Annotated in this window: 17 protein-coding genes; 9 read left to right on the forward strand and 8 right to left on the reverse strand. The window is 44.4% G+C overall.

The window, feature by feature from the left end:
* Nucleotides 1-111: 111 nt before the first annotated feature.
* From BS19_RS11845 to BS19_RS11855, 3 genes are all read right to left on the reverse strand, one after another.
* A complete protein-coding gene (locus tag BS19_RS11845; RefSeq protein WP_038175505.1) occupies nucleotides 112-966 on the reverse strand; it encodes a co-chaperone YbbN in 855 nt (284 codons plus the stop codon).
* Nucleotides 967-1,285: 319 nt separating this feature from the next.
* The gene (locus BS19_RS11850; RefSeq protein WP_038175506.1) at nucleotides 1,286-2,113 is read right to left on the reverse strand and encodes an SDR family oxidoreductase; all 828 of its coding nucleotides are present in this window, start codon (nucleotides 2,111-2,113) and stop codon (nucleotides 1,286-1,288) included.
* 39 nt (nucleotides 2,114-2,152) lie between these two features.
* Nucleotides 2,153-3,070: a TIGR01777 family oxidoreductase gene (locus BS19_RS11855; protein WP_038175507.1), complete on the reverse strand. Its 918-nt coding sequence runs from the start codon at nucleotides 3,068-3,070 to the stop codon at nucleotides 2,153-2,155.
* Nucleotides 3,071-3,301: 231 nt separating this feature from the next.
* Between BS19_RS11855 and BS19_RS11860 the strand changes: the two genes are divergently transcribed.
* From BS19_RS11860 to yfcE, 5 genes are read left to right on the forward strand one after another with little or no spacing between them, the layout of a single operon-like run.
* Nucleotides 3,302-4,036 carry a DUF1538 domain-containing protein gene (locus BS19_RS11860; RefSeq protein WP_038175508.1) on the forward strand — a complete coding sequence of 245 codons (735 nt, stop codon included), beginning with the start codon at nucleotides 3,302-3,304 and terminating at the stop codon, nucleotides 4,034-4,036.
* Nucleotides 4,033-4,830: a DUF1538 domain-containing protein gene (locus tag BS19_RS11865; protein ID WP_038175509.1), complete on the forward strand. Its 798-nt coding sequence runs from the start codon at nucleotides 4,033-4,035 to the stop codon at nucleotides 4,828-4,830. Before BS19_RS11860 ends, BS19_RS11865 begins: the two co-directional genes overlap by 4 nt.
* Complete coding sequence (locus BS19_RS11870) at nucleotides 4,820-5,170, forward strand: P-II family nitrogen regulator (protein WP_038175510.1); 351 nt, start codon at nucleotides 4,820-4,822, stop codon at nucleotides 5,168-5,170. Before BS19_RS11865 ends, BS19_RS11870 begins: the two co-directional genes overlap by 11 nt.
* Nucleotides 5,167-5,571, forward strand: a complete 405-nt coding sequence (locus tag BS19_RS11875) for a CBS domain-containing protein (RefSeq protein ID WP_038175511.1) — start codon at nucleotides 5,167-5,169, stop codon at nucleotides 5,569-5,571. The genes BS19_RS11870 and BS19_RS11875 overlap by 4 nt, the downstream gene beginning before the upstream one ends.
* Nucleotides 5,572-5,622: 51 nt before the next feature.
* Nucleotides 5,623-6,171, forward strand: coding sequence for a phosphodiesterase (gene yfcE / locus BS19_RS11880; protein WP_038175512.1), 549 nt, complete (start codon nucleotides 5,623-5,625; stop codon nucleotides 6,169-6,171).
* A 38-nt stretch (nucleotides 6,172-6,209) separates the two neighbouring features.
* Here yfcE and BS19_RS11885 read toward each other — a convergent pair whose 3' ends face one another.
* The 3 genes from BS19_RS11885 to BS19_RS11895 all read right to left on the reverse strand — a co-directional run bounded on the left by BS19_RS11885 (nucleotide 6,210) and on the right by BS19_RS11895 (nucleotide 8,103).
* On the reverse strand, nucleotides 6,210-6,503 hold the full coding sequence (locus BS19_RS11885; protein ID WP_038175513.1) for an Rdx family protein: 294 nt from the start codon (nucleotides 6,501-6,503) through the stop codon (nucleotides 6,210-6,212).
* 220 nt (nucleotides 6,504-6,723) lie between these two features.
* Entirely contained in the window at nucleotides 6,724-7,239 is a 516-nt protein-coding gene (locus BS19_RS11890; protein WP_038175514.1) for a regulatory protein ToxS, read from the reverse strand.
* Nucleotides 7,240-7,248: 9 nt separating this feature from the next.
* A complete protein-coding gene (locus BS19_RS11895) occupies nucleotides 7,249-8,103 on the reverse strand; it encodes a winged helix-turn-helix domain-containing protein (protein WP_038175515.1) in 855 nt (284 codons plus the stop codon).
* 263 nt (nucleotides 8,104-8,366) lie between these two features.
* Between BS19_RS11895 and htpG the strand changes: the two genes are divergently transcribed.
* From htpG to BS19_RS11915, 4 genes are all read left to right on the forward strand, one after another.
* On the forward strand, nucleotides 8,367-10,271 hold the full coding sequence (gene htpG / locus BS19_RS11900; RefSeq protein ID WP_038175516.1) for a molecular chaperone HtpG: 1,905 nt from the start codon (nucleotides 8,367-8,369) through the stop codon (nucleotides 10,269-10,271).
* Nucleotides 10,272-10,582: 311 nt separating this feature from the next.
* Nucleotides 10,583-11,227, forward strand: coding sequence for an adenylate kinase (adk, locus tag BS19_RS11905; protein WP_038175517.1), 645 nt, complete (start codon nucleotides 10,583-10,585; stop codon nucleotides 11,225-11,227).
* Between the two features lie 131 nt (nucleotides 11,228-11,358).
* Complete coding sequence (gene hemH / locus BS19_RS11910) at nucleotides 11,359-12,318, forward strand: ferrochelatase (RefSeq protein ID WP_038175518.1); 960 nt, start codon at nucleotides 11,359-11,361, stop codon at nucleotides 12,316-12,318.
* A 467-nt stretch (nucleotides 12,319-12,785) separates the two neighbouring features.
* Complete coding sequence (locus BS19_RS11915) at nucleotides 12,786-13,544, forward strand: oligogalacturonate-specific porin KdgM family protein (RefSeq protein WP_038175519.1); 759 nt, start codon at nucleotides 12,786-12,788, stop codon at nucleotides 13,542-13,544.
* A 125-nt stretch (nucleotides 13,545-13,669) separates the two neighbouring features.
* Here BS19_RS11915 and BS19_RS11920 read toward each other — a convergent pair whose 3' ends face one another.
* Nucleotides 13,670-14,101, reverse strand: a complete 432-nt coding sequence (locus tag BS19_RS11920) for a DUF411 domain-containing protein (RefSeq protein WP_038175520.1) — start codon at nucleotides 14,099-14,101, stop codon at nucleotides 13,670-13,672.
* Between the two features lie 10 nt (nucleotides 14,102-14,111).
* A complete protein-coding gene (locus tag BS19_RS11925) occupies nucleotides 14,112-16,808 on the reverse strand; it encodes a heavy metal translocating P-type ATPase (RefSeq protein ID WP_038175521.1) in 2,697 nt (898 codons plus the stop codon).
* Nucleotides 16,809-17,176: the final 368 nt, after the last annotated feature.

A 17,176-nucleotide genomic window follows, 5' to 3' on the forward strand; every position in this document is an offset into this window, starting at 1 on the left:
GATTGTTGCTTAATTTATCCTCACAAACAATGGCAGAAATGAGACTCCGGCTCTGTTTTAGATATAAATAAAGCCGGCACTGCCGGCTTTAAGTAATTGATTTAGAATGGTCTAATATAAAATTGAGTAAAGTTGACGGCGATACTTACCCGCAGTTGGGTTGCCTTGTCCTAGCGCAGCTAAGATATCCATAAACAACTTTTTGATCTCACCATCTAGAGCATTTAAGTCACTGCGTAGTGAACGCCATAGTAGCTCAAGAGCATCTTCATCACGATTGACTTGGTGATAGCTCAGCGCCAATTCGTGCACTAGTTTTAAGTTGGTTGGCTGTTGCTGTAATGCCTGTTCTAGCGATTGAATTTCAGGGCTGTTAGCTGCTTGATCGTGGAGTTCGAGTTTAGCAACTAACCCTTTGTAATAATTGTCCTGATACTCCAAAGGAATATGAGTGAGCAATGCTCTTGCTTGGTCAAAGTCTTGTGTCTCGAGATAACAATCGGCCAGTGCAAGCTTTACTTCCGCTTTCTGGTGCCATTCAGGATCCAAGCTTTCGAGTAACGTCAGTGCTTGGGTATGCTGCCCTGTTTGAATCAATTCAAGCGCTTGCTTAACGTGTTGTTCATCTTGACTTGGTAGATGCTTATTTAACATCTCTTGGATTGCGCCGAGAGTTTGTGGGCCACCTAAACCATCAACTGGTTGACCATTAACAAATAATGCAATCGTCGGTAAAGCTTGCACACCAAACTGGCTAGCAATCACTTGTTCTTGCTCGCAATTTAACAAGGCCAGAGTGAAGGTGCCGTTGTATTGCTGGGCTAGCATTTGCAGTTCAGGAATCACCTGAGCACTCTCTTCACTCATTGGTGCCCAAAAGTGAATCAGTACCGGGGTTTGCATCGAGCCTTCAAGGACTTGACGGAAGTTTTGTTCGTTTAGTTCAACGATGTATGGTGATTGCATGTAACCTTTCCTCGTGACGCGGTATTTGGTATTTGCTTTAGAGATATGGGCGAAAGGCGGCAAGTTCAAGTTAGTGGTTTGAATTAACAGACATGAAACGCCCTTATCGATGCTTCAACGATAAGGGCGTTTGATGTTGCAATAAGCGAAGGTGTTTATAGAACGATAAACAAGGTTAGCGCAACACCCACACTCAGCCAGTTTAACTGGTTTAGGGTCATATTATTATTCCGAATGTAGCGCATTAATTGTTAGAGCTTGGCTCTCATTGTTAATTTAGCGTCTCATTGTTACGAAATAATGACATGCCTATCTGTTTTTATGCGGCTCTGCTCAATATTTTATCGAGTACGGAGGTTGGTAAAAGACGCTTGAGTAATGCGAAAACCTTGGTTGGTGTCGTCACTCGATAGCGGGCTTTGGGTTTGCTTGACTCAAGGGCATCAATTAAAGGGGCGATACAGGATTCAGGCGGTAAAACAAATGCGTTATTGGAAGTGTCGCTCTTTAAGCGAGCCATTTGTTGTCGATAGAGCGTTTCATGAACGCTGCCTTCAATTGGTATCCAACGCTCAAAGGCTTGTAAAGCATTGGCGCGGAATTGAGTCTCTATTGGCCCCGGCTCAATCAAACTAATGTGGATATTACTGCCAATAAGTTCGAGGCGCAGTGTGTCACTCCAGCCTTCTAAGGCAAATTTAGAGGCGTTGTAGGCGCCACGGTATTTCATTGCAGCGAAACCCAACACCGAGCTGTTTTGTATGATTCGACCAAATCCTTGTTTACGCATAGTCGGTAACAGTGCTTGAGTCAGTTGGTGCCAACCAAAAAAATTGCTTTCAAATTGGGCTCTTAACGCATCGGTTGGCAGATCTTCAAGGGCTCCAGGTTGACCGTAGGCGCCATTATTAAAAATGGCATACAGCTGGCCATTAGTCAGTCGCAGTGTTTCTTGTACCGCTTGAGTAATGTTCTCGCTATCACTTAAGTCGAGCTTAATGGCGGTTAAACCTTCCGTGATGAGACGCTCGACATCGTGTTGTTGTCGGCAAGATGCAATAACGTGGTAGCCGCGCTGTTGGAGTGCATGGGCGCAGGTGTAGCCGATGCCTGTCGAACAGCCAGTGATCAGTATCTGTTTTTTCATATCTATTTAATCAGTCGGCGCGTGGCCTACCTTAGGTTATTAGTCGTGATGTTGTAATAAATTTTTCAACGCAGGTTCAATACGTGAGTAGCTAAAGCGAAAACCTAACTCTGTCAATTTCTTCGGTTTGGCTCGTATGCTGTCAAATAACAAAACAGAGCTTTCACCCATCAATAATTGCATTACCCACTTGGGCGTGAAAAGTAAATGTGGCCGTTTAAGCGCTTTAGCTAACGTCTGACTAAATTCTTTATTGGTGACTGGGTGTGGGGCGCACAAATTAAACTCACCAAGGGCATGCTGAGTCTCAAGCAAATAGACAATCGCTCTGACCATATCCAGCATATGAATCCAAGGCATATATTGGCGTCCACTGCCTAATGGGCCACCAACCCCTAATTTATAAGGGGGGAGCATTTTTTTCAGAGCGCCGCCTTCAGGATCCAGTACAACACCAGTGCGCAATAGGCACACGCGAGTCATATCGGAGCGAGCACGGCTAGCGATGTGTTCCCATGTTGCACAAACTTGATGGGGGAATCCGTTGTTCTCAGTGACACGTAGTGTCTCATCAAAAGGGTGTTGTTGTTGATCGCCGTAAAAACCAACAGCGGAGCCACTGATAAAGACATTGGGTGGGTTGGTGCTAGCGTGAATGAGTTCGACTAATTTTTCAGTTAATAGCCACCGACTGTCACAGATGATCTTTTTCTGTTTTTTTGTCCAACGCTTATCGGCGATCGGCTCGCCAGCTAAGTTAATCACGCCATCAAAGTCATTGAGGTGCTGCAGGCTATCTAAATCATTAATATAGGTAACATTACCCATATCGGTATGATTGAGTGCCTGTTGTGCTGCTTTTGTGTTACGTGTGAGCAGAACGATCTCGTGTGTTGTTAAATGCTTTAACAGTTCGCGCCCAATAAATCCCGAACCACCAGTCAGCAATAGCTTCATTTTACATCCTTAATCTTGGCCACGTTTTTGTAAGCGAGAGTCTAACCATAGTTAACTATTGTTACTAATTATAGCGACTTAGAATAAAAAGTGATCATATGTGGCAATATCACAAAATTAACATTTTGTTACGTTTATCTTCATCTACGCTGCTGAAATCACATCGGAAAACGAGTTTGTTTGTCATGCTTGCATAAAGCGTAAATCGCGTACAGCACACAAGGAGGTTGAGTGGGAGCCGTTATCGCGTTACTCAGAGCGCTTTTAGGCAGTTTGAGGGATTTAACTCCCATTATTGTCGTTATTGCATTCTTTCAATTGGTTGTGCTGCAAGAGCCACTGCCTCACTTGCTATCGATTTTGTTCGGCTTGGTACTGGTTATTTTCGGTCTGACATTCTTTATTTTTGGTCTGGAAATGGGGCTGTTCCCGATTGGAGAGAGCATGGCTCAGGCTTTTGCTCGCAAAGGGAGCGTGTTTTGGTTGCTTATCTTTGCTTTCTGTCTTGGCTTTGGTACGACGATTGCTGAGCCTGCCTTGACGGCCGTTGCCAATGAAGCCGCTGAGGTTGCCGCCGAAGGAGGCATGATTCTTCATCATCCACAAGCAATGGAAGAGTATGCCAATGGGCTCAGGTATACCGTTGCTTTATCTGTCGGGATCGCGATTTTACTTGGCGTATTGCGCATTCTTAAGGGCTGGCCGATTCAGTATATGATTATTGGCGGCTATATTGGTGTGGTGATCCTGACCATGTTTGCTCCACAAAGTATTATCGGCGTGGCCTATGACTCTGGTGGTGTAACAACGTCGACAATTACTGTCCCGCTCGTTACCGCTTTAGGGGTTGGGCTCGCTTCAGCAATTAAAGGGCGAAATCCTATGATCGATGGCTTTGGCTTGATCGCGTTTGCTTCCCTGTTACCTATGATGTTTGTCATGGTTTACGGCATGGTGGTGGCATGATCGATTGGTCGCACTTTGCCGCTATTGTGATTGGCACTATTACCGACGTATTACCGATCGCGACGATTATTTTTGGTTTTCAGTTCGCGGTACTCCGGCGACCAGTGACGAATTTACCTAAAGTGATATTGGGCTTTTTCTATGTCATTTTAGGATTGTCGTTATTTCTTATCGGCCTAGATCTGGCCTTGTTTCCTCTTGGTGAAACGATGGCTGCTCAGTTAACCGCGCCAGATTTTATTACTCAGTTTCGTTTGTCATCAGTGGGAGAGTTCACGTGGATTGATTACTACTGGGTCTACTTGTTTGCCTTTTTTATCGGCTTTAGCACGACGATTGCTGAGCCATCTTTGATCGCTGTGGCGATCAAAGCTAATCAGGTTTCTGGTGGGAGTATCAGTGTCAATGGGTTACGTATTGCGGTGGCCTTAGGGGTGGCAATTGGTATCTCTCTCGGCAGTTATCGAATTGTGGTTGGTGACCCGATCCACTACTACATTATTGTTGGCTACGTCATTGTAGTGGTTCAAACCTTTTATGCACCTAAATTGATTATCCCATTAGCTTATGATTCGGGCGGGGTAACGACGTCAACTGTGACGGTGCCTTTGGTAGCTGCCTTGGGCCTTGGACTGGCATCAACAGTACCAGGAAGAAATCCGATGATTGATGGATTTGGGTTGATCGCGTTTGCAAGTTTGTTCCCCATAATTTCCGTTATGGGTTATGCACAAATCACTCAGTGGTTAAATAGTAAAGCAACTGAGCGGGAGGATAAAAACAATGCGCTTTAAATTGTTATTAGCTTTTGTCGAAGACAGTAAAACCGATGTGGTTTTAGATGCGGCAAGGAAAGCCGGGGCAACAGGAGCCACGGTTATCAATAACGCACGAGGAGAAGGGTTGAATCAAAAGCGTACCTTTTTTGGCTTGACCTTAGATGTACAAAAAGATGTGCTGCTGTTTGTGGTTGAAGAACACTTATCAAGGCATATTCTCGAAACAATCAATGATGTTGGCGAGTTTGACCAAGAGTCCGGCCAAGGTATCGCAATACAGATCGATATAGAAGATGCCGTCGGTGTTGCTCATCAAGTTGAGAAGCTAACCAAAGTCGTAGAGGATGAGTTATGAATGACCACCCCAAAGTTCGTGTTTGTGATGTTATGACCAATAACTATGTTGTGATTGATGGGCTTACTACCGTCAAAGAGGGCATTCAGTTAGCAAAGAACCACCAAGTGAAAGCCTTGGTCGTGAACAAACGCAATGATGATGATGAATATGGCTTAGTGCTAATGAACGATATCGCGAAAAAAGTGTTGGCCAAGAACCGTTCACCAGAGCGAACCAATATCTACGAGATCATGACGAAGCCTGCGCTATCGGTCTCATCGGATATGAACGTTAAATATTGTGCGCGATTATTCGAGCGTTTTGGGATCAGCCGAGCCCCTGTGATTGATAACGGTAAAATCGTCGGTATGGTCAGCTACAATAACATCGTTATTAACGGCATGATTCAAGGTGACTAATCGGAGGGCGCTGGGTAAAATCATCCTGCTATTGATTAAGGGGATGATGTCGTGAAACTGTTTTTTGCCTCAGATTTGCATGGCAGTTTGCCTGCCACGGAAAAAGTACTGGATAAATATCAACAATCGGGTGCCGAGCATTTTATTTTGCTCGGAGATACGTTAAATCATGGGCCGCGGAATCCGGTTCCTGAAGGGTACAATCCGCCTGCAGTGAGCGAGTTACTCAACCGCTATGCGGAGGATATTATTGCGGTTAGAGGCAACTGCGATAGTGAGGTTGATCAAATGTTGCTGTCGTTTCCTATGATGATGGATTATGCGTGGGTGCTATTGGCAAGCGGTCAGCGTTTGTTTCTCACTCATGGACACCTTTATAACGGCACAAAAAGGCCACCACTTCGCCCAGGAGACATTATTGCTCATGGCCACACTCATATTCCTGTGGCGCACAAAGACGGAGAGCAGGTTATTTTTAACCCCGGTTCGGTGACGTTTCCACGTGATGGTTACGCGCCTAGTTATGGCGTGTTTGAAGATAATCAGCTAAAGGTTCTGAGCTTTGACGATGAGGTGATCGTTCAAATCGCACTCGAATAAACAGTGAATAAGCAGAGCCAATGATCCTCTGCTTATCTCTAGATCTGATTATCGTTACTGCGGTCGGAATGGCCAAGATCTCGCTCAGGATCAATCTGATCGCGGACGCGCTGTTTGAGTACTTTAGCCTCTGGAAATCCACCATCTTGTTTGCGTTCCCATATCTGTTGCCCATTACAGACAATTTCAAAGCGGCCGCCAGTATCGGGGTGGAGCGATAATGTTTCAATCTCTTCACTAAAGGTGTGCAGTAGTTCTTGCGCAAGCCAAGCTGAACGTAACATCCAATTGCATTGGCGACAGTAGTAGATATCAATGATTGCCTTATTCATACGGGTCCTATTAAAAATAAGCATTAATCCGAACGCCAGTGTGAGTCGTTCGAAACAGGGTTTAATTGATTGCGAACGCAGGTCGTTAGGTCAGTACTTAGACAGCTATCGGATATTGTGAGGCTAGGGGATTTGTAAATGTGAGTCTAGTAGGCTAAGAGCGTTTATCCAATCCATTTGACGTGCAATAAAAAGGGGCGTCATGCCCCTTTGAGTGAGATTAGTTACTAAAAAGTACCGTAGAGCCGTGACTTAAGCTAGTTAACAGCAAGGTTTTTTCATTAATAATATCAATGCGGCGACTCTGCTGGGCATCCATCTTGAAAATTTGCGTGATGAGAGCTAACTGTGCAGGAGTAAAGTCCTTGCTCTGCGCCGAGGAGACATCTTTAAACTCTGTTGGTGATATCAACAAGTAATTGTCACTGATATCCCATTCACCTGTTTCTGAAATATTGATGACGCTTTCGGTTGCGCCATTTTCTGGGTAAAGACGCACGTTCGATACACGAATATAAGTGTTGTTGGGCAAATATTTAACATTCGACATGACGTTGACTTTGCGCAATGGACCCACAGACTTTTCTTGTAAAGGTTCGGCAATGACGGTGACCATTTTCGATTGCCATTCGTTAGAGGTCAATGTTTGCTCAACTTTTAAGTCGCTGCCCCAGTATAGCCAACTACTAAAAAGTGCAGAGACAATCAGTAAGATGATAGCGAATTTCTGATTCATAGTGGTTTCCTAGTTGCAGACTTTACCCAGATCTTGTTGCTCGGTAACGATGCGTAACGTAATGTTTTCTCCAGAGTTCGTTGGAGAGTGAATATAGTTAAGAATGAGTTGGTTATTTTGCCCACCCGTTGCAATCACTTCTATTGGGGCAAGCGCACCTTGATGCGTTGTATTGTATTGCTTAACGCATTGCTCGATCGATGGGTACCATTGAGTGAGATCAGGATGATTGAGTGGTGTTTTAACGGGAGTACTATCATAAATACCGATTTCACGGAATTTTGACTCGGCCGGATTGGTTAACAGAACCACAAAAATAGGCAGAAAAATAGCAACAATCAGCATCAGTTTGGTTAATAACGTCATGGCAGGTTTCGCCGGCGAAGGAACTAACGCGGGTCTCTGCTCTGCTGCTGGTGGTACTTCAACCGTGCTCTCTTCACTCACTACTATCATGTCATGAGTGTCATCGTCACCCGGTGTAATGTCTTCCGCTTCATTGTCCCCACTCATTAGTGGCGTAACACGATCGACACTACAAATGAGTTGGTAACCGCGTTTGGGGACGGTTTTGACGTACATTGGTGACTTAGTTGAATCGTTAAGTAGTTTACGCAGCGTAGAGATCGCTTGAGTCAGGCTTGAGTCGTCAACTTCAAACCCCTGTCGGCGCCAAACAAAGTCGTGCAGGTCGTTGCGTGAAACTATTTCACTCGGTTTTTCACACATTAGTAGAAGAATACGGCTTTCGTTACTTCCTAGACGGATAAGCTCGTTATCGCCCTCTTTATCCATAAGAGAGTTGGTGTTGGGATCAAAGGTAAATCTGTTTGCAAGATTAAATTTAGTACCTATGTTACTCATCAATCTATAGCCATTTTATTAAAAGTTTCAGGGGATCAAGCTACTCGAAAGCTCAGTTTTATTGCCGTTGAACAACTAGTTTATATTTTTTGATTTTTAAGGTGTCAAGAATAGTCAAAATAAAAACAAAAAAACACTGTTTTTATCTTTGTTGACCTTGAATTTACATTTGTCACCCTCATGTTAATGGACAGATTAGAGTCAATAGCAAATTAGAGTAATTAACTTATTGGCTTGATATGTAAAGTACTTATGGAGTTATCATGAGCGAAACAGTTACCCACAATAAAGAAACTCGTGGCTTTCAGTCTGAAGTTAAGCAATTACTTCATTTAATGATTCACTCTCTTTACTCAAATAAAGAGATCTTCCTGCGCGAGCTGATTTCTAATGCGTCTGACGCTTCTGACAAACTGCGCTTCCAAGCGTTGTCTAATCCTGACCTCTATCAAGGTGATGCTGAACTTGGCGTCAAACTCTCCTTCGACGAAACGGCAAACACACTGACCATTTCTGATAATGGTATTGGTATGAGTCGTGATGATGTGATTGAACATTTAGGTACAATCGCCAAATCAGGCACAGCTGAGTTTTTCTCGAAATTGTCGGATGAGCAATCAAAAGACTCGCAATTGATTGGTCAATTTGGTGTTGGTTTCTACTCTGCATTCATTGTAGCTGATGCGGTAACGGTGCGTACTCGCGCAGCAGGCTTGCCAGCGGATCAAGCGGTACAGTGGCATTCTGCCGGTGAAGGTGAGTACACGATAGAAGACATCAATAAAGAGTCGCGTGGCACGGACATTATTCTTCACATGCGCGAAGACGGCAAAGAGTTCCTCAACGAGTGGCGTCTTCGTGAAGTGATCAGCAAGTACTCAGATCATATCGGAATTCCTGTTGCTATTCAGACCGCAGAGCGCGATGAAGAAGGCAACGAAACGGGTGAGAAAAAGTGGGAGCAAATTAATAAGGCTCAAGCGCTTTGGACTCGTAATAAAGCAGATATCTCTGACGAAGAGTACCAAGAGTTCTATAAACACGTATCACACGATTTTGCAGATCCACTGGTGTGGAGTCATAACCGCGTTGAAGGTAAGAACGATTACACTAGTCTGCTTTACATCCCAGCGAAAGCACCATGGGATATGATGAACCGCGATCATAAATCAGGTTTGAAGCTTTATGTACAGCGTGTGTTTATCATGGATGACGCCGAGCAGTTTATGCCATCATACCTACGTTTTGTTCGTGGTTTGATTGACTCTAACGATCTGCCGCTTAACGTATCGCGTGAAATCCTGCAAGATAACAAAGTGACTCAGTCGCTACGTAATGCATGTACGAAACGTGTGCTGACCATGCTGGAACGAATCGCCAAGAATGATGAAGAGAAATACCAATCATTCTGGAAAGAGTTTGGCTTGGTGTTGAAAGAAGGCCCAGCTGAAGACATGAGCAATAAAGAGAAAATTGCTAGTCTACTGCGCTTTGCATCAACAGAAGTTGACTCAGCAGATCAAACGGTGAGCCTTGCTTCGTATGTTGAACGTATGAAAGAAGGTCAAGATAAGATCTACTACCTCACGGCTGACAGCTATGCAGCGGCAAAAAATAGCCCTCACTTAGAGCAATTTAAAGCCAAAGGCATCGAAGTTATTTTGATGTTTGATCGCATTGATGAGTGGCTGATGAACTACCTCACTGAGTTCGATGGTAAGTCGTTCCAATCGATTACCAAAGCGGGTCTTGATCTGAGCAAGTTTGAAGATGAAGCTGAGCAAGAAAAACGCAAAGAGACAGAAGAAGAGTTCAAGTCAGTTGTTGAGCGCACTAAAGCCTATCTAGGTGACCGTGTTAAAGAGGTGCGCACAACCTTCAAGCTTGCGACAACCCCTGCGGTAGTGGTCACCGACGATTTCGAGATGGGTACACAAATGGCTAAGCTACTTGAAGCGGCAGGTCAAGCTGCACCAGAAGTGAAGTACATTTTCGAAATTAACCCGGAGCACCAATTGGTTAAGCGTATGGCGGACGAAGCTGACGAGGAAGCTTTTGGTCGTTGGGTTGAAGTGTTACTCGGCCAAGCAATGTTAGCTGAACGTGGTTCGATGGAAGATCCGTCTCAGTTCCTTGGCGCCATCAATACCCTTTTGACTAAGGGCTAATAACCTAAAAGACTCAAAAAGCTCGCATCTTGCGGGCTTTTTGGTTTAATTGCATTAATTGTGAATGAAACCCCGCGATGTTGCAGATGATAGTGAGTGTTTAAGCATTCTTTAGTCGTAATCCGCTCTCGGTCTTCAATTTGTATGGTAGAATGCAATCTTGAAACGAAACGATCAGGCGTGTAATGTGCACGCCTGTTTTATTGTTAACCGCAAATAATTATACCGAAACTTACCGTGAGCCGCGTCAAAGCCACGGCCTGACATAGTGAGCTTCGGTATAAAACATCATTATCTTAAGAGGATTCAACATGCGCATCATTCTTCTAGGTGCTCCAGGTGCAGGTAAAGGCACACAAGCTCAATTCATCATGGAGAAGTACGGTATTCCACAAATCTCTACCGGTGACATGCTACGTGCGGCTATCAAGGCAGGTACAGAACTTGGCAAGCAAGCTAAATCTGTTATCGACGCTGGTCAGCTAGTTTCTGATGAAATTATCCTTGGTCTGATCAAAGAGCGTATTGCTCAAGATGACTGTGAAAAAGGCTTCTTACTTGATGGTTTCCCTCGTACTATCCCTCAGGCTGATGGCCTGAAAGAGATGGGTATCGAAGTAGACTACGTGATCGAATTTGACGTTGCTGATGACGTTATTGTAGAGCGTATGGCTGGTCGTCGTGCTCACCTAGCTTCAGGTCGTACTTACCATGTTGTGTTCAATCCGCCAAAAGTTGAAGGCAAAGATGACGTAACGGGTGAAGACTTAGTTGTTCGTGATGACGACAAAGAAGAGACAGTACGTGCACGTCTTGGTGTTTACCACGAACAAACCGCACCGCTAATTGATTACTACGGTAAAGAAGCACAAGCGGGTAACACTAAGTACCTTAAGTTTGATGGTACTAAGCAAGTTACTGAAGTTAGTGCAGATATCGAGAAAGCACTGGCATAATTCACTAAGCGTGAATTTGGAAAATTTGTTATAGTAAAAGCGACCTACATAGGTCGCTTTTTTTATTGCTGTACGTTGATCGATAAGACTCTTCGTTACGTAACCACCCATTTCAGTGTTGATAGGAAGCTATGCAAAATCATAAAAAACAAGGTGTGTTATTAGTGAATTTGGGCACACCGGATGAAGCGACAGCCCCTGCAGTCAAGCGTTTCTTAAGCCAGTTTCTCCATGATAAGCGTGTTGTGGATATGACTCGCTGGTTATGGTGTCCCATTTTACATGGTGTGATTTTGCCAATTCGTGCGCCAAAAGTGGCGAAGCTTTATCAAAGTGTATGGATGGAACAAGGCTCGCCTCTAATGGTCTACTCGAAGAGACAGGCGAATAAGCTTGCTCGCAAGATCGAGCTTCCTGTGGAAGTGGGGATGACTTACGGCAATCCAAGTTTGCAATCTGGTCTTGAAGCCTTGTTAGCACAAGGGGTAGAAGATGTCATCGTGCTACCCTTGTACCCGCAATATTCAGGAACGACGACCGCAGCAGTCTCTGATGGCCTGACTAAAGCGTTTAAAAACATGCCTGTCATGCCAGGATATCGGTTTATCCGAGATTACTACCAACACCCCATGTACATCAAAGCACTTGCTCAAAGTGTCAGACGTTCTTGGGAAAAGAACGGTAAAGGTGATTACCTACTGTGTTCTTATCATGGTATTCCTAAACGCTATGCTGATAATGGTGATGTGTATCCGCAACATTGTGATCGTACCACGACATTATTGGCGCGAGAGCTTGAATTGGCTCCCAACCAAATTGGGATGACTTACCAGTCGCGTTTTGGACGTGAAGAGTGGCTACAACCTTATACCGACAAAACGCTAGAGACATTACCAGGCAAAGGTATTAAGAATCTCGACATTATTGCTCCTGCTTTTTCCGTTGATTGTTTGGAAACACTAGAAGAAATTTCCGATCAATGCAGTGAGATCTTTATGGAAAAAGGGGGAGAGAAATTTACCTATATTCCATGTCTAAATGATGATGAGTTGCATATTCAAATGATGGTGGATTTGATTTCAAACTGTTAAATCAGCCAATCATTATTCCAATCAAAGGTCGCGTGTGCGGCCTTTTTTACGTTCTAAGCCATCCGCTGTATGGGTCTTTGTGGGGAAATGTGCTTGTGCATAAGCAACGCAACACTACATTAAGTGATCAAGATCTGATTATTAGCAGTGGAAACTTAAAGGAACCTAAATTGAGTGTGAGTTAACGAGGGCTATGCTGTTAGAAATAAAAAATAAACGCGAACTTGATCACCGTTTGGTTTTTTATTTTATTTTTGATTTTATTAACTGTATGAAAATTAAGAATTAAATTACTTTTTTGTTTTTTACGTTGATGTGCGTCGCACTAAGTTAGGATTAATTTTTTATCATGAATTAAATCAGACATTATGTTCGCCAAGCCAGGGAGGCAAATCATTTGAGCGGTTATAGGTGAAGAACTACCTCGTGAACGACCGCTACACATTTTAGTAAAAAGGCAGATCATAATGAAAAAACTATTTGCACTGACAGCTCTTGCTTCTGTTATCGCTGCTCCAGCTATGGCCAATGAGTTTGACGAGAATGTCCAACTAACAGAAAAAAGCACCGCGAAGAATACTTATGTAACAGGTAACATTCAGTTCCACGATGATGGTCGAATTCATGGCACGGATGCTTCATCTACTCTAGAGGTCGGCCATACCTTTACTAATGGTCTCGGCGGCGCAACAATTTACGCTGAGTTTGATGGCCTACAAATGGGTAACATCGTCAATGAGCCAGGTAGTGCAGGTCAGTTTAGCCCGTTCCTTACCATTGGTGGTGAGCAGCGCTTCACTATCACTGATAACTTCTGGGTTGGCGCTGGTTACCAACACCTGCTGCAAAACGGTGATACGGTTCAGTACCGTCCATTGGTGAAAATTGGTTACGATATGGATAACGGCTTTAGTTGGGCCAACCGCTTCCGTGCGCATCTACCGGAAGACAGCAAGGCAGACAACGATTACCGTTTAGACACTACCTTCGCATATCAACTGCAAGATACTCCACTCCGCGTATCGTACAACAACGTATATATGACTGAATCCGATCTTATGGATCATGAGCTCCGTCTAACGTGGACTCGTAACGGTAACTTCCAGCCGTACGTTGAGTACCGTTCACAAGCGAATGGCCTAGACCTAACAGATGCGTCTTACCCAGACCAAACATTTGATGGCCAAAACAATGCACTTGTTATTGGTGGTACCTTCGTGTTCTAAGCTTATTGCTTAAGCGAAATTAACTAAAAAAGGCCAGCGATAGTACGCTGGCCTTTTTGTTGAGTGTCTAATTTACTCTTTACGTTTTTGAAGTTAAGCCTATCTTGTTCATTAGAATTAAGGTCTTAGTGCTGTGCAAACTCGATAACGTCACCATCTTTATCAAATGCATATACCGTATATGAGTCTTTTTTGTCACCATACTCCATACCAGGTGAACCCATAGGCATTCCTGGTACAGCCAAACCTTTCGCATTACGTGGTGGATTGTCTAAAAAGGCTTTGATGTCCTGTGCTGGAATGTGGCCTTCAAATACGTAACCATCGATTTCTGCAGTGTGGCATGAGGCAATCTCTGGTGTGATGCCAAGCTTTTGTTTAATCGGATTCATGTTTTCATGCAGCTTTTCTTCAACGTTGAAGCCAGCCTCTTGCATATGCTTGGTCCACTCACTACAACAACCACAGTATGGTGATTTATGGTTGAGTACATCCGTTGCCATCGCTTGGCCAGATAGCACAGCGAGTGCTGCCAAAGCAAAAAGTTTTTTATTCATATAGTCACTCCTAAGAAGTTTTAAATAATCGTAAACGGTTAGCGTTGCTCACTACCGTGATGGAAGAGAGCGCCATCGCCGCTCCGGCAATCACAGGGCTCAGTAAGAAGCCAAAACTTGGGTAAAGCACACCTGCAGCTATCGGAATACCCAATGAGTTGTAGACAAAGGCACCAAATAAGTTCTGTTTCATATTTTTTACCGTTGCCTTAGACAATTCGATCGCTTTCACTACCGCTAACGGAGAAGAGTTGAGGAGAGTCATCTGTGCACTCTCAATGGCAACGTCACTGCCGCTGCCCATGGCAATACCGATATCAGCAAGGGCAAGGGCAGGAGCATCATTAACGCCATCACCAATCATCGCCACGCGATGTCCCTCTTTTTGCAGTTGCTCGATATGGTGCGCTTTTTCGTCGGGTAGCACTTGCGCGATCACACGTTCGATACCGAGTTGGGTTGCGATGACCTCTGCGACAGCTTGGTTATCGCCAGTCAACATAACAGGGATGATCTTGCTGGCTTTTAAGCGATCAACAGCCAGCTTTGCATCTGCTTTGAGTGGGTCGGCTATCGCGATAATCCCGATAACGTCCTGATCCGCTGCAACAATCACTGGGGTCCATGCATTGGCAAGATAGCGTTTAAGCGGTTGTTCAATTTGGCTAAGATCCCATTTTTGTTGCTTGGCAAAACTCACCGAGCCAATTGTGACTTGTTGGCGGCCAACTTGTGCCACTACACCTTGACCTCGGCGGTTATCAAAGTTGTTTGATTCAACTAAACTAAGTTTTTGCTGCTGAGCTTTTTGGACGATCGCTTTTGCCAGAGGATGTTCAGAATACTGTTCGACAGAGGCGGCAATCGAGAGTAAGCGATCACTATCGTCATTAACAGAGAACAGGTCTTCCACCGCCGGTTTGCCTTGAGTCAAGGTTCCGGTTTTATCAAACACCACCATATCTATTTTGCTGGCTGATTGCAGAACATCCGCATCTTTAATCAAAATACCCATCTCAGCCGCTTTGCCGACGCCAACGGTTACTGATAGTGGTGTCGCTAAGCCAAGCGCACAAGGGCAAGCAATAATCAATACGGTTGTTACCACCACTAACATATAGCTAGCTTTGGGTTCCGGTCCGACTGCAAACCAAATCGATGCTGCAACCAGCGCAATCATGACGACCACAGGCACGAACACGGCTGAAATTTGATCGGCAAGTTTCGCGATAGCAGGTTTACTGCTTTGTGCTTCGCGAACCATACTGATAATTCTCGATAGCATGGTGTCACTGCCAACCCCTGTGGCTCTGAACAGCAGTGAGCCATCTTGGTTGATGGTCCCGGCTGAAATCGTATCACCTTGAGATTTGGTCACAGGGAGCGGTTCACCTGTGAGCATTGATTCGTCGAGGTAAGAGTCGCCAGATAATACTTCGCCATCAACAGCGACTTTTTCGCCCGGTTTGACTCTTAGAGTCATGCCAACAGTAATAGCATCAATGGCGATCTCTTGATCCCCTTGTTCAGAAACGAGGGTGGCCGTCTGTGGCTGTAAATTAATGAGTGATTGCAAAGAGCGAGTCGTTTTCGCTTTTGCTTTTGCTTCGATGTAATGGCCTAAAGAGATCAAGCCGACAATCATCGCACTGGCTTCAAAGTAGACATGGCGTGAAGCGAGCGGAAACCATTGAGGAAAAGCGACCACCAACATAGAGAATAGCCATGCGGCACCTGTCCCGAGTGCAACTAAGGTGTCCATTGTGGCGCGTTTGTGAGTGAGCGCTTGCCATGCATTAGTGAAAAATGAACGTCCGGCGGTTGCCAATAACCACAAGCAAAGCATGCCCACAGCACCCCAAGCGAGCTGGTCACTGCTGTTGCGGATCATCATGTTGCCGCCGAAAATACCCCAAAGCATTAATGGCGCACCAATCAGAATCCCACGGATAGCACTCTGTTTGTGTCCACTTTGAACGATTTGCTGCTGTTCAAGTTGCTGCTGTTGTTGGGTAGCAGGGTCATCGACCACTTGGGCTTGATAACCTGCTTGTTGAATGGCATCGGTTAACTGCGAGATCAACTCATCACGTTCAGATGAGGCAAACACCAATGCGCTCTGCTCGGCTAGGTTAACTTGAGCTCGCTCTACGCCTGTGACCGAAACCAGCGCTTTTTCTACCGAAGAGACGCAACTTGCGCATGTCATTCCTGAGATAAGTAAATGTAGCGGTTGTGTTGCGAGCGGTGAATTCACTTTGTCGTCTGGTGGAGTCGCTGTATCTGCTGGTTCAATGCTGGGTTTAATGTTGGGTTCAACAACGGGTTGTTCATCGGCTTGATAACCAAGCGAGTGAATCAGCTGTTTAATTGAGTCTGCATCATTGAGCGTTCTAATCTCAAGCTCAGTTTTCGTCGCACTAAATTGTATATTGGCACTATCGTTGGCGAGGGCATTTTCTATTTTTGCCACACACTTGCCACAGTTCAGTCCCTGAAGATAGAAGTGATAAAGGTGACCTGCTTGATATCCCAATGCCTCAATCGACTCAACCAATGCTTTCAGTGTGCTATTGCTTTCCAGACAGATAAAAGTCGGGGATAGCTCAAGCACTTTTGCATGGTGATCATCGACCATTACCCGTTCTACTTTTCTTGCACATCCCATGCAGTTGAGCCCTGATAGGGGAATATCAAACTTAGTCATCACATCACCTCGAAAACGTTACTGTTGCTAAGCGTAAACCTTACTGCAAGGGTAAGGTCAAGTAATAGCAAGCAAAACGTTAAAACTCATCTTAATGAGATTATCTAAGTCATTGAGCTTGCGAGTCATTTCAAATTTTTTATGACCAATTTATAAAGTTGCGTAAATCGTTAAAAAATCACAGAGATCCCGATCACGTCTTGATTGTGTTTAACGATGGTTTACTACCCACATAGTAGAAATTGACGTTTTTTATTCTTGATGTTTAATTTTAATTGTATGATTTTATTGAGTTTATATAAATTTTTGTTTTGTTGATTTGAACAGCGTCAGAGTTTTTTATCCTCTAGTTTTTTGATGCAAAAAAA

Origin of the sequence: Vibrio pacinii DSM 19139, assembly GCF_000711795.1 — a bacterium.
In the GTDB taxonomy this organism is placed as follows: Bacteria; Pseudomonadota; Gammaproteobacteria; order Enterobacterales; family Vibrionaceae; genus Vibrio; species Vibrio pacinii.

What these genes read in the sequence shown, in the direction of transcription:
- BS19_RS11845 (WP_038175505.1), bottom strand. Translation starts at nt 966, where the DNA reads ATGCAATCACCATACATCGTTGAACTAAACGAACAAAACTTCCGTCAA.
- BS19_RS11850 (WP_038175506.1), bottom strand. Translation starts at nt 2,113, where the DNA reads ATGAAAAAACAGATACTGATCACTGGCTGTTCGACAGGCATCGGCTAC.
- BS19_RS11855 (WP_038175507.1), bottom strand. Translation starts at nt 3,070, where the DNA reads ATGAAGCTATTGCTGACTGGTGGTTCGGGATTTATTGGGCGCGAACTG.
- BS19_RS11865 (WP_038175509.1), top strand. Translation starts at nt 4,033, where the DNA reads ATGATCGATTGGTCGCACTTTGCCGCTATTGTGATTGGCACTATTACC.
- BS19_RS11870 (WP_038175510.1), top strand. Translation starts at nt 4,820, where the DNA reads ATGCGCTTTAAATTGTTATTAGCTTTTGTCGAAGACAGTAAAACCGAT.
- BS19_RS11875 (WP_038175511.1), top strand. Translation starts at nt 5,167, where the DNA reads ATGAATGACCACCCCAAAGTTCGTGTTTGTGATGTTATGACCAATAAC.
- BS19_RS11885 (WP_038175513.1), bottom strand. Translation starts at nt 6,503, where the DNA reads ATGAATAAGGCAATCATTGATATCTACTACTGTCGCCAATGCAATTGG.
- BS19_RS11890 (WP_038175514.1), bottom strand. Translation starts at nt 7,239, where the DNA reads ATGAATCAGAAATTCGCTATCATCTTACTGATTGTCTCTGCACTTTTT.
- BS19_RS11895 (WP_038175515.1), bottom strand. Translation starts at nt 8,103, where the DNA reads ATGAGTAACATAGGTACTAAATTTAATCTTGCAAACAGATTTACCTTT.
- htpG (WP_038175516.1), top strand. Translation starts at nt 8,367, where the DNA reads ATGAGCGAAACAGTTACCCACAATAAAGAAACTCGTGGCTTTCAGTCT.
- adk (WP_038175517.1), top strand. Translation starts at nt 10,583, where the DNA reads ATGCGCATCATTCTTCTAGGTGCTCCAGGTGCAGGTAAAGGCACACAA.
- hemH (WP_038175518.1), top strand. Translation starts at nt 11,359, where the DNA reads ATGCAAAATCATAAAAAACAAGGTGTGTTATTAGTGAATTTGGGCACA.
- BS19_RS11915 (WP_038175519.1), top strand. Translation starts at nt 12,786, where the DNA reads ATGAAAAAACTATTTGCACTGACAGCTCTTGCTTCTGTTATCGCTGCT.
- BS19_RS11920 (WP_038175520.1), bottom strand. Translation starts at nt 14,101, where the DNA reads ATGAATAAAAAACTTTTTGCTTTGGCAGCACTCGCTGTGCTATCTGGC.
- BS19_RS11925 (WP_038175521.1), bottom strand. Translation starts at nt 16,808, where the DNA reads ATGACTAAGTTTGATATTCCCCTATCAGGGCTCAACTGCATGGGATGT.